The sequence below is a fragment of the Mesorhizobium sp. M0139 genome (assembly GCF_040322455.1).
GTDB lineage: Bacteria > Pseudomonadota > Alphaproteobacteria > Rhizobiales > Rhizobiaceae > Mesorhizobium.
In genome coordinates, this window is the sequence record NZ_JAMYTN010000013.1 from 202,416 (window position 1) to 214,789 (window position 12,374).

Genomic DNA, 12,374 nt, shown 5'->3' on the forward strand with positions numbered 1-12,374 from the left:
CCCGGCTAAGACTCAGAGCCGCGAAATCAGGTAGCGCAGCGCCGAGCGGCTGGGCATGAAGAAGTATCCACCACCCTTGGTGGTGACGAATTGCGGCATGTCACGGAGCGTCGTGACCTTTTCCCATGACGGAATGGTGAACCTGCCATCACCGCTGCGCGAACCAATCGTCGGGTCCTTTTCAGCGACGAGGCCCTGGAACGTGGCCGACGAAACCCAGGTCTGCTGAATGAATTCGTACTGGCGCTCTATGTCGGCGTTGAGGCACATGAACAGCAGCCCTTTTTCGACCTTGCCATTCTTGCCGTCCTGCTTCTCATAGGTACGGCCGACCCGCAGGATACGATGGCGCTTGCCGATATTGATCTGCGTATCGCGGTCCTCACCCAGCGAGTCGCGTGGGTTGGAACGGCGAATGTGGGCACCAAGCGGGCAGCGATGGCCTTGCGGATCCTCGGCGCCAGCGGCGAAGTCGTTGTCGATGACGCGTCCCGGATGATCGGGGTTTCGCACCAGCGAGCTACCGTTCTGCCAGCGGCCGAGCATCTTGGCGGCAATCCAGTCTTGCGTGATGGCTTGGTTGCCGAGTTGGCTCGCGACCAAGGCTGCAGCCTTTTTGCAGTAGTTGTTGAAGACGTCGACGTGCTGCTCGAACTGGCGAATAACCAGGAATGAACCGTTGCGCCCGAAATCGCGCGGCGGTGGCGGCAGGCCCGGAATCAGCCGGCTACGGCGCACCTGCGAAAGGATTCCGGTCCGATCGCGTGATGCGCTTACCGAGGGCGAGGCTGGATAGAACCCATGCTCATCACGATAGCCGAACAGGAACTCGCCGGGCGCGACCAGATGCATGGGCGCGGCGCCCCTGCTGGCGCGGGTCGTGCCGCGGACAATCGGCTGCGAAATCCCGTCCGCGAAACCGAAATGCTCGTAGGCTGGCCCACGTTCCGACCGATCGTCACGCTTTGCCCCGTCGGACGATTTCGTCTTCGTGTCGGTCGGACCCCGGTTTACGGCGAGCGGCAGTTCGGCGACGACCTTCATGCCTGCACCGGTCGTCTTTCGTCTCACGGTGGCAATCTCGGTCTTCAACCGTCCCGGGTCTTCAGCATAGCAGACGATGACCAGGTCCACAGGGTTCTCCAACGACCCCCACTCCCATTCGTCCGGGCCGTCGCGGCCTCGGTCGTCCAGTATGCGCCCACGCTCGGGATTGCCCATGCCATGGCGAAAGGCGATCGGAAATGTTTCCAGTGGATCGCCCTCCACACCCTCGTCGAGCCCAAACTGCCGCAGGCCACCGGGACCAAAGGCGACTATCATAGCTCGCCCGGCGGGCCTGCCTTCGCCGAAACTCGTCTGCTCGACAACGAAATCGAGCCAGGCTCTGCGCTTGGGCGCCGGCAACTTGTCCGGCACCCGGATCGCAAGCATATGCGAATAAGCGAGCGGGCCGAGCGGGCCGAAGAAGATGGACTGGATCTCGCCGGTTTCCAGCTGCTGCTCGAGAGGCGCCGGAAAGGCAGAGCTGATATTGGCCAGCAGCGAAGTGGTCTTTTGAACGGTGGTTGTTTCGCTCGCCGGGCGCCGTAGCGAACCGAACAAGCTCAGCCAGTCGCGCGCCTCGTTGCCGACGGCGGAAGCAATGCCGCGCCTGACCTGGGAATTGATCCGGATGCGCTCTGTGTTGATTTGGGGATAGGCGGAGTACCAGAACAGGGTCGGCACCTGCTGGCGCCGCGCCCAGCGCTTGAAACGATCGCCGTCGCGCGCGCCGTCCAGGAACAGCCATCGTGTGCGTGGATAGCCCACGGTGTTGCTCCACACGCCGGTGAGGCCAGCGGACGCCTTGGCGATGAAGTCCTCAAGATAGCTTTCCCAGCTGCCGCCGTAGTTGGAGAAGAACATCAATCGGTTGGAGCCGGGCAGCAGTATCCAGCGGGCGAAATGGATGGTGTTGATGGTGTTGAGGAAGCCTGGCTTGAATACCTTCTGGGCAGCTATCGAGATCAGGTAGAAGGAAAACCTGAGCGCCAGCCGCCGCAGAATGCCGGCCTTCATCGTCGAAATCGCAGTCAGATGGTTTTGTGCCGCGTGGCCCTCCTTGACGAGTATCGCGTTCAATTCAGATATGCCGATCGATGTGCTTTCCGGCCGATCCCTGTCCTCGCGGCGTCGCAGCGCCAGCAAGCACGAAAACGCCAGCAGCGCCGCTGCCACCAACACTCCAAGTCCCGACAACAGAAGTGAGGTGATTGCTACGGCTATGGCGGTGAAGGAGATTTCCTGGGAACTGATGTCGATAGATCTGCCGAACACCACACCGTAGGTCATATACCAGCAAGCAGCCCAGATGATCGCCACCGTGACGAAGACCGGCGGTACCAGCAACGTCGTCATCAGGGCACGGCCCCAATGACCCGGCGGCTTTTCCAGCAGGCTCTCGGCCGGCTCGAACGCCCAGGCAAACGTCCGTAATGACTGGACATGCTGGCGAACTTCAGCGAGCACGGCAGGAGCGTTGCCGGCGCCTTTGCGTGGCCGCTCGACGATGTCGCGCACGGCTTCGAAAAGCTGCTGCTCGGCCTTGATACGCTGGACCGAGTGCCCCGGCGTGCCCGAAAACACCAGTCCGGCATTGCTGCCGAAGGACGGCGATATGTCGACATTGTGCTTGCGCAGGAAATCGTTCAATGCGCCGCCATCGCGCAGATCGCAGACATCCTTGAAGATCGGCCGCAGCCGGTGCCCGATGGCGTGCGTGACCGCATCGATGACATCGTCGATGCTGCCGTCACCGGAAATCTCGAGAACCAGAGCTCCTTTTTCCTGACCGGAATCAGCGCCGATCTCGCCGGTGCCGACCACGGTCAGGCTGGTGAAGTGGACGGTGCCGGCAATGTCGAGCGCGGTGCGGATATCTTCGACGGCCGGGTTGCCGAGGCTGGCAACCTTGTCGCGGACAGCATCCAGCGACGCGGATCGGGTGACCGGGCAGACCACCGTCACCATAGACTGCGTTACGGTGCGGCAGAGTTCTGCCCGTTCGAAATCGACCTTGAGCGTTTCGGGATAGGCGCCGATGCGGGTCATCCGCCCGGCCTTGCCGGGCATGCGGCGCACGCCCTGCTTCTGGAACAGGGCGCGCAGGCTTTCGCCGATCTGGATCCTGGCAATCTCGGCGCCGATGCACTGATGAATGCCGTGGCCGAACACCATGTAGTCGCGATGCGGGCGCGATGTGTCGAACTGGTCCGGGTTCTGCACGGCGTCGGCATCGAACATCGCCGACAGCGTCGCCGGCATCACCACCGTGCCGGCCTTCACCAGGCGCTCGCGGCGCGTACCCTTGCCGATGATCGCGTCGCGGGCCGTGTAGCGCCAGGGGCCGACCCAGATCGGCTTGAAGCGCATGGCTTCAAGGACGGCCCTGTCGAGCTTGGCGGTATCGTTTTCGGCCAATGCGGCATCGATAGCCTGCCTTGCGTCGGGCCGCGACAGGATCACGTCGAGGCAATTGCCGGCGGCCAGCACATTGGTCGGGACGAAGCCGGCGATCATGCCCAGCATGATCGAATTGAGGTCGTCCCGCGACAGGCGGCCCTGATCCATCTGGACAACCAGCCTCGCCAGCGGTTGCTCGGCCTTCAAGCCCCGGTCCCTGGCCGACTGGATGGAGCGATCGATGACTTTGAGAAGACGGTCGCCCGCCACCACCGCAAGTTCGCGCATGACGGGGCTCGCCGTCGGGTCCGAAAAGAACAGCGCACTCAGCGCGATCGCCCAGTCGGCGAATTCGGATTCATCGTCGATCTCGACGCCGAAATAGTCTCGACAGATGTGCACCGGGACGATCTTCATCAACCTGGAGATCGCATCGAAGCCGGGGCTGGCGCGCGTCATGATCTCTTGCGAATGACGCGCCGCGATCGGCCTGACGGCGGCTTCGACCTCGGCCGGCGGGAATGCACTCAGCACCGACGATTTCATGCGCCGGTAGTCGGCGCCGTCCTGCATGCCGAGGATGAAGTTGGATCCCCGGGCAAGCTCGGTCATTTCCGGGCCGTATGGGGTCTGGAATTCGTCGCCGCGCTCCAATATGTCGCGGACATCGGCGTTCTTGGTGACCACGAGAACGCCGAAAAGTTTGCCGGTCGGCCGGAAACGCCGCAACAAGGAAAGCGCCCAGCGGGGGTCTTCGGCCAGAGACCCGACGATGCGCGCAATCAGCCCTGTCTTGCGGATCCGGCCGAGATCGAAGGGCGGCATTTCCGACAGCGGGCGCTGGTTTCTCTGGGCCGCGCTAATAGCGTTGAAATACTTCAGTTTGGTCATGCGCGTTCAAGCCCCCCGGCTATCCACGTTATTGCGATGCCGGCCGTTCAACGCCTAGGTTTGCATCGGTTGCACGTATGTGAATCTTTTCACAGTTGGTCCATGTTCCAGCCAGCACTGACGCCATGTTCATTTGGCCAGTTGGAAATTGGCGACGAGGAACTCGTTCGCGGCCTTGTCGGTGAACGGTATCCAGCGCACACGCTGTTCTGAAAAATCGGGATGCCGGGTGGTGAAAATGGCCATCTCGCGCCGCGCCTGTTCCGGCCGGCCGCTTCGCATCAGCGCGCCGATCTTCAGGAACCTGGAATAAAAATAGCCGGGAGACAGGTTGAGCGAGCGGTCAGCGGCAGCGATCGCCGCCGGCCAGTTCTCGACCAAACAATAGGCCGCCGTCAGTTCCCCCAGATTGTGGAAGCGGTAGAGGTCGAACGGGCTCAATCGCTCGGTATCGAGAAAGAACGGTATCGCGGTCGCGGCATTGCCGAGCAGCAGCTGGGCGCTGCCCATGGCCGAGCGCGCGAAGGCAAAGCTCGGATTGATGTGGATCGCTTCCTCGAGATGGTCGACGGCCGACCGCGGTTCGCCGCGCATGATGTCGACGGCGCCGAGATGGGCGTGCGGGCGCGCATCCAGGCTGTCCACCAGCAACGCCTTGCGGGCAAACTGCTCGACCTTGTTCAAATCGTCGCTGTCGCCGAAACGCAGCCATGCCCGCCAGAAATACCACCACGCCAGTTCGTTGAGCACGGCGCTCGAGTTGGCGTCCTCGCGGTAGGCCTTCTGGAAGAACTCGAGTGCGGTTTCGGTGTCGCCGCGGGTGCGCCGGTTCATGTGCCAGCGGCCCCGTCGCACCAGTTGCCAGGTCTCCAGGCTTTCCCAGGGAACCTGGAAGGTGCGTGCCTGTTCCGCCCGGTCGACCTCCTTGTCGAGGATCGAAACGATCTCAGCGCCGATCTGGTCGCGCAGGTTGAAGATGTCGACCAGATCGCGATCGAAGCGCTGCGACCACACCAGCCGCCCGTTGGACGCGTCGGCCAGCGAGGTGTTGAGGCGGATCTGGCCACCATTGCGCATCAGCGTGCCGCTGACGATGTAGCGCGCGCCGAGCGCGTTGCCGATCACCCGGGTGCCCAGCGTGTCGTCGCGGAACTGGAAGCTGGAGCCCTTGGCGATGACCGAGAGCCATCTGGTGTTGGATAGACCATAGATGATGTCCTCGGCGATGCCGTCGGCCATGTAGCCGATGTCATGCTCGCCGCCATCGGCGTGGAAGGGCAGGACGGCGATCGCCGGCGGCCCCTTGGACGACAGCTTCTGCTGCGCATTGGCCTGGGGAATGGCCGCGAACGACGCCGCCGGCGAGGATCCGTTGCCGCTGCGGCCGGCGATCAGAACGCGCACCGGCAAGGCGATGTTCTTCAGCATGAATTCGCCGAGATCGGTGAATTCGGCCGCCGTCTTGTCCTTCACATGGTGCCAGGTCGTCTCCGAAACGGCGAGACCGTTGCCCGGCGCGAATTCCTGGATTCTCGCCGCGATGTTGACGTCGTCGCCGTAGAGGCGGCCACCACGCACGATGACGTCGCCGGTGTTGATGCCGGCGCGAAACGGCATGCGCATATCGTCGGCAACCTCGGCGTTGAGGGCGACGATGCGGCCCTGGAAATCAAAGGCCGCGCGCAACGCCTCGATCGGATTGCCGAACTCGGCCATGATGCTGTCGCCGGCGTCGCCGAACGTGCGGCCGCCAAATGTGCCACAGCTGTCGGCGATGATGTCGCGCCGTTCCTCGAATGCCGCGACAGCAGACTCGTCGTCGATGCCCATCAGCCGCGAGAACCCGACGGCATCGATAGAAATGATTGTCGCCAGCTGACGGGTGTAGTTCCGTACAGCCATGTTCGAGCCCCCGCTCCCTTTCTGGTTCTGGTCCAGCACAGGCGACGACCCGTTCCTGAAACACTTCGCCGCGCGCTGAGAGATGAAGATTCCGGCGGGGTTGGCGCGCCATGCCACCCCGCCAGGACCAGAAGTCTAGCAGGGTCTTTGGCAAAGCTCTACCACCATCGGGTTGTCCAGCGCGGGCCGTGGCAGCACTCATGGTTGGCCGGCGGTTGGCGCAAATATGGGCGTGCCGTCGCTCTGAGCGCCGCGATCCAGGGCTTCACGGAACCTGCGCGACGTCACATCTCGGAACAAACTGTGCTGCCTGCGAGTTTCCGGTGCGGTTCATACCAAATGAGGGTAATCATGCGAAATCTTGTTCTGGCGACCGGCGTCGTCGTTCTTCTGGCCGGCTCGACGGCCTTTGCCGCGGATGACAGCCCACTGCCGCCGACGAATGCCCAGAAACTGTCGGCAATCATCGCCAAGGTCGAGCAGCGCGACGGCTTTCGCTATGTGAAGGAGGTCGACTGGGACAAGGACGGGTACACCGTCACCTATTACACCGCCGACAAGGCGAAAGTCGAAATCACCTTCGATCCCGTAACAGCCGAACCGAAATAGCGCTGATACCGCACCGCTTCGGCAATTCCGTCCGCCGCGTTTTTTGCCTACGATGGTGGCAGTTGTCGGACAACGGGGCGACCATGCTTTCTTCCAATCGAATTGCCAACTCGCTTGCGCTTGTCGTTGCACTGGCTGGCGCGGCGGTCTGCCTTGGTCCAGCGCGTGCCGACGGGCCATCCTTCGACTGCCGCAAAGCCAGCCTGCCGGTGGAAAAGGCGATCTGTGCCGACCCGCAACTGTCGGCAATTGATGCCTTGGTCGCCAAGGCCTTTACGGGTTTCGAGCCAGCCTTTGGCCGCGACAAGCGCAAGATCGCCCGTGCGCTCATCACTGACAGGAACGCCTGCGGGCAGGATGCCGCCTGCATCGTCAGCGCCCAGAACAATGCGCTGCAGACCTACGGCAATGCGCCGTCCTGGGTGCAGGATTACAACATCGCCCTGATCGGCAAGAAGGCGCTCGACACCGCAGCCCGCCATCCAGGCAGCCCCGACCAGCCCCTGCCCTCGTCGATCGGGCAATGCGCCTTCACCCACATCACGGCGCTGACTACGCGGCTTGGCGACGACCCGCTGGAAACGGCCAGTCCTGAAGCCGGCAGTGTGACGCGGTTCAGCAATGGCGGCGCCGGGGTTTCCTACGAGCGGGAGCCTGGCCTTGCCAGTTCGAAAGCCGGCGATCCTGTCGTCATGTGCCTGATATCGATCCCGAGGGATTGTCCGCAGGGCGACGAGCGCGGGCGGGTCTATTACGGCGTCGACCTCACGATAAAAGGCACATGGATTTTGCCGGATTCGCAACATCTATGCGGCGGCGCCTGAAGATTTGCCGCAAAGCACTGCTGGATGCACTCTTGCGCCGATCCGCCTTTGATGGCTGAGTGCGCGTAACAGTTGCAGGGCACGGGGGTGCATGGCCATGGTTAAGCATGTTTTGAAGCGCATCCTGATGATGCTTGCCGGCTATTTCGTTTCGGTGCTGATCGGATTGTTCGCGGTCGTGGCGATATATTGCGCACTCGCCGTATTGCCCAACGCGCCGGACTATTTCGGCGCCATGCAATTTTCGCCCATTGTCATGCTGCTGTGGCCGCCGCTCGGCATGGTCGTCTATTTCTTGACGATCGTGCTGACCGGCCTGCAGACGCTGATCTTCGCGCTGCTCGCCGAATTCTTTGCCCTGCGCAATTTCCTGGTGCACATGCTGTTTGGCGCCGCTGCCGCTGCAGCCGGCTTTTTCCTGGTCTGGCCGGCCGCGGAAGAGGATGCCGGACGCTGGGCCGATATCGGCATCATCGCCGCCGCCGGCCTCGTAGCCGGTCTGGTCTATTGGCTGATCGCGGGCCGCGACGCCGGCTTCCGGCGTCCGCTCATCCAGCGCTGATCGCAGGAAACGGGCGACCGTCCATCGGCCAAAAATCTAATAAAACCAGAGAGACAAAGTGAGTTCCTCGTTCGTTGAACGAGGAACTCCGCTGGTTTCAGCTCGTCGGCGAGCGCACCGCTTCAGTCGCTTCCAGCGCCTGCATCAGCCGCGTGTCGCGGTCGTAGACATCGTTGAAATATTCGACTTTGCCGGACAGGTCCGGCCAGGCAGTGAAGTAGGAGACATAGACGGGAATCGTGCGTGTCACGTCTTCGCTGGCATGGCCGTGCTTGAGCTTTTCGGCGATGTCGTCGACCGAGACGCCGAGCACCGCCGCCGCCATCCCACGTGGATCCTGAAGGCGAATACAGCCATGGCTGAGCGCCCGCATATCGCGCTGGAAGAAGGATTTTTGCGGCGTGTCGTGCATGTAGATGGCGTGCTTGTTGGGGAACAGGATCTTCAGTTCGCCCAGCGCATTGGCTTCGCTCGGCTGCTGGCGCACGCTGTAGGGAATGTTGGCGCCGTAGGCGCCCCAATTGACCGAGGAAGAGGGAACCCGCCTGCCGCGCGAGTCGGTCACCTCGTAGCCGGCACGGTCGAGATAGCCCGGATCGCCACGCAGCCTTGGCAGCATCTCGTTGACGATGATCGACTGCGGCACGCCCCAATAGGGATGGAAATCGACCTGCTTGATCTCCTTGAAGAAGAAGGCGGTCTGGTTGGTGGTCCGGCCGATGACGACGCGGGTCTTCAGCTTCTCCTCGCCATTGTCGATATAGCTGGCGGTGAAGGCGGGCTGGTTGATGAACACCCGCGGGCTGCCGAGATCGGACGGCATCCAGCGCAATTCTTCCAGCGCGACCTGCACCTTCTGCAGCCTGTCGGCCTTGGACGTGCCGGCGAGCGAGGCGACGGTGCGCGGGCCGATGACCCCATCGCCCTTCATGCCGGCCTTCACCTGCACGGCCTTGATGATCGGAACCAGTTCGGGAACATAGACATCGCTGGTGCCGAGACGAGACAGGATCTCGCCATAGGCGCCGCCCATCTCGTCGTCGAGATTGCGCGCGATCAGCGTCAGCAGCTTCGGCAGTTCGGCGCTGGTCTCGCCGGGCTTCAGCAACAGCTTGGGATCGACGACGATTTCGTTTTCGGCGCTCGCCTGCAGCGATTCAAGTTCGACGCGCAGCGCCTGATATTCCGCGTTCTGCGGGTGCCGCGATTCGAGGTAGGTGCGCACTTCCTGGGTGTGGGCCAGCGTCTTGAGCGCGCCTTCCATGTCGACCGGCTTCGGCGGAAATTCATAGTAGCCGGTGATGCGATTGGGATCGACGCGCCCGCTCTGGGCGTCACGGGCATAGCGCAGTACGCGCGCCGACAGCGCCATCTCGAAGCGGACGAGTTCCTTCAGATGGGCGTCGGCATCGACTGCCGATGCGTTGGCTGCCGGCACCTCGACCGTGTAGTCGGCCGACGTGAGACCATAGCTTGCGGCTTCGCCAAGCACCCGCACCGCATCCTGGGCGCGGGCATTGGGATTGCCCTCGTTCACCCAGATGAAATCAGGATTGGCAGAGTAATAGGCAATCAGTGCCTTGGCGATATCGGGCTCGGCATAGAGTTCATAGTCGCTGAGGCCTGCAACGGCTTCGCGGAAGGCGGTGCTGGTCGCCGACGGAACAAAGGCGGCGTCTTCAGCTGTTGCCACCTGGGGAGGTGCTGCCACCAATGCGGTAAAGTCGACGCGCACCAGCCGGTCGGCCTTGTAGGTGTAGTAGGACGGGCTGCTGATCCTGGTGCCGCCACCGCCCGATACGGCGGGCTTCGGCTTGCGCTTCGGCGGCGGCGGGAATTCGCCTTGCGGCCTGTGCTTGACGCCACCGCCGAACAGCATGTCGAACAGGCCTTGCGCGCTTGCCTGCGGCACACCGAAGGCCAGTGCTGCCGCCACTGCAAGCGGCATCACGGTGGCTTTATTTCCGAGGAATTTCATTAATCACCCGCTCCGGCTGCAAGCCGGCTCCCGTTCCGCGCCGCTAGACGATCTTGCCAACCGCATGGCGGATGTAAGGCGCTACTATACCGATTCATACCGATTTCGTTAAGCTTCCATAAATTTCCGCAGGCCTGTTGCAGAACGGTTTCACAACATCGTGACGTCTGGAGCGGCGTTGCCGCTCCAGACCGGTCAAAGCGGCCGCTGCTTCAGGCGTTGGCGCCACCGTCGATGGTGAGCGCGGCGCCGGTGACGAAGCGCCCTTCCGGACCGGCGAGCCAGGCAACCATGCCGGCGATCTCGTCAGCCTTGCCGAAGCGGGGCGTCGCCATCTTCCGCCGCTGGTGTTCGGCATGCGGGCCTTCGGCCGGGTTCATGTCGGTGTCGGTCGAACCGGGATGAACGACGTTGGCGGTGATGCCGCGCGGACCGAGGTCTCGCGCCAGCGCCTTGGTCAGGCCGACCAGCGCAGCCTTGCTGGTCGAATAGGCGCTGAGGCTGGTGTCGGTGACGCGCTCGGCCAGATTGCTGCCGATCGAAATGATGCGGCCGCCCTCGCCCATGTGAGCCGCTGCCGCCTTCGAGGCTACGAACGGCGCTCTCAGATTGACCTCAATGGTCTCGTCAAAGTCGGCCAGCGACATCTGTTCGATGGGCGCCGCGCGCCAGATGCCGGCGCTGTTGACCAGGATGTCGAGCCGGCCGAAGGCATTCACCGCCTCGGTGACCGAGCCTTCGATGGCGGCAGCGTCGCGATTGTCGGCTTGGATGGCGATCCGCGACCACCTGCCGCTATAATCTCGGCGACGACAGCTTGGGCCGGCGCCGAGCTGTTGACGTAGGTGATGGCGACGTCGGCGCCATCGGCCGCAAGCCGTTTTGCTATCGCAGCACCTATGCCGCGGCTGCCGCCGGTGACCAGTGCTGCCTTGCCGTTCAATCCGTTCGCTGACATGTCATTTCCCCGTTATGTAACGATCGATACATAAATATCTGGCAACCTTGCCTGGCGATGTCAAGTGAATTATGTATCGATCAACACAGAAAGATCGTCATGCCGGAAAGAGGCCGCCCCCGCACCTTCGATCGAACCGCCGCCTTGCGGCAGGCGATGGAGCTGTTCTGGGCCAAAGGCTATGAGGGCACCTCGATCGCAGACCTGACCGCGGCGATGGGGATCAGCTCGCCCAGCCTCTATGCCGCCTTCGGCAGCAAGGAGGCGCTGTTTCTGGAAGCGACCGAGTATTACACCCGCAACGAAGGCACCGAGATCTGGAGCGCGCTGGACGAAGCGCCGACGGCATGCCAGGCGATCGAGAATTTCCTGCGTCAGACGGCAAAAGCGTACTCTCAGGACGACCGCCCGCAGGGCTGTCTCATCGCACTGGGCGCACTGCACCAGGATTCAAGCAGCGGCGCGATCTGCGATGATTTGCGCCGCCGCCGCGCCGAAAACCACACCCTCTTGCTGAGACGGCTGGAACGCGGTGTGGCGGAAGGCGAATTGCCGGCGGGCTTCGACAGCAACGCGGCGGCGACCTTCTATGCGACGGTCCAGCACGGCATGTCGATTCAGGCCCGCGACGGCGCCTCGTGCGACGCGCTCATGGCCACAGTGGCCGGAGCGATGGCGGCGTGGCAGGGGCTGGTCGGAACAGCGTGACAAAGCGCGGAGCTTGTGCTGGAAATCCAGTCGGCGGCGAAATGCGCCGGGAGGGATCATCCGTGAAAAAAGGGTATCGCGAGTTGCTCGACGAGGCCAATGCCGAGATCGAGGTGGTCTCGCCCGAGGAAGCGGCCGGGCTGCTCGACGACGAGGACACCATCTTCGTCGACCTGCGCGATCCACGCGAGATCGAGCGGGACGGCCAGATCCCCGGCGCCAAACATGTCACTCGCGGCATGCTGGAATTCTGGATCGATCCCGAAAGCCCCTACCACAAGCCGTTCTTCGCCTCGGGCAAAAGCTTCGTCTTCTTTTGCGCCGGCGGCTGGCGCTCGGCGCTGGCCACCAAGACGGCGCAGGATATGGGGCTGTCGCCGGTCAAGCACATCCTTGGCGGCTATACCGCCTGGAAGGCGGCCGGATTGCCCGTCGAGCCGGGCGGCAAGAAGAACGGTTAGCTCACCGCTCCGGCGTTGTCGGAGTCGACAATACACC

General features: G+C 62.9%; 8 protein-coding genes and 1 pseudogene. 5 read left to right on the forward strand and 4 right to left on the reverse strand.

Features of this window, described 5'->3' with window-relative positions:
* Positions 1-12 precede the first annotated feature (12 nt).
* Positions 13-4,335 carry a cytochrome P450 gene (locus NKJ58_RS23090; protein WP_352519915.1) on the reverse strand — a complete coding sequence of 1,441 codons (4,323 nt, stop codon included), beginning with the start codon at positions 4,333-4,335 and terminating at the stop codon, positions 13-15.
* A 129-nt stretch (positions 4,336-4,464) separates the two neighbouring features.
* Positions 4,465-6,237, reverse strand: coding sequence for an adenylate/guanylate cyclase domain-containing protein (locus NKJ58_RS23095; protein WP_023714203.1), 1,773 nt, complete (start codon positions 6,235-6,237; stop codon positions 4,465-4,467).
* 351 nt (positions 6,238-6,588) lie between these two features.
* Here NKJ58_RS23095 and NKJ58_RS23100 point away from each other — a divergent pair, with 351 nt between their 5' ends.
* The 3 genes from NKJ58_RS23100 to NKJ58_RS23110 all read left to right on the forward strand — a co-directional run bounded on the left by NKJ58_RS23100 (position 6,589) and on the right by NKJ58_RS23110 (position 8,232).
* The gene (locus NKJ58_RS23100; RefSeq protein ID WP_023668990.1) at positions 6,589-6,846 is read left to right on the forward strand and encodes a PepSY domain-containing protein; all 258 of its coding nucleotides are present in this window, start codon (positions 6,589-6,591) and stop codon (positions 6,844-6,846) included.
* Positions 6,847-6,929: 83 nt separating this feature from the next.
* Positions 6,930-7,670 (forward strand): lysozyme inhibitor LprI family protein, encoded by a 741-nt coding sequence (locus NKJ58_RS23105; protein WP_023710496.1) that lies wholly within the window; start codon positions 6,930-6,932, stop codon positions 7,668-7,670.
* A 91-nt stretch (positions 7,671-7,761) separates the two neighbouring features.
* On the forward strand, positions 7,762-8,232 hold the full coding sequence (locus tag NKJ58_RS23110) for a hypothetical protein (protein WP_352519914.1): 471 nt from the start codon (positions 7,762-7,764) through the stop codon (positions 8,230-8,232).
* 97 nt (positions 8,233-8,329) lie between these two features.
* On the opposite strand, the gene NKJ58_RS23115 is transcribed toward NKJ58_RS23110, so the two are convergent.
* Both NKJ58_RS23115 and NKJ58_RS23120 read right to left on the reverse strand, forming a co-directional pair.
* Positions 8,330-10,210, reverse strand: a complete 1,881-nt coding sequence (locus NKJ58_RS23115) for a L,D-transpeptidase family protein (RefSeq protein ID WP_023688498.1) — start codon at positions 10,208-10,210, stop codon at positions 8,330-8,332.
* A 212-nt stretch (positions 10,211-10,422) separates the two neighbouring features.
* Positions 10,423-11,168 (reverse strand): annotated as a pseudogene (locus NKJ58_RS23120) (3-oxoacyl-ACP reductase family protein).
* 99 nt (positions 11,169-11,267) lie between these two features.
* Between NKJ58_RS23120 and NKJ58_RS23125 the strand changes: the two are divergent.
* Together NKJ58_RS23125 and NKJ58_RS23130 are read left to right on the forward strand one after the other, a co-directional pair.
* Entirely contained in the window at positions 11,268-11,876 is a 609-nt protein-coding gene (locus NKJ58_RS23125; RefSeq protein WP_023668995.1) for a TetR/AcrR family transcriptional regulator, read from the forward strand.
* A 62-nt stretch (positions 11,877-11,938) separates the two neighbouring features.
* A complete protein-coding gene (locus tag NKJ58_RS23130) occupies positions 11,939-12,337 on the forward strand; it encodes a rhodanese-like domain-containing protein (RefSeq protein WP_023688500.1) in 399 nt (132 codons plus the stop codon).
* The last annotated feature ends 37 nt before the right edge of the window (positions 12,338-12,374 follow it).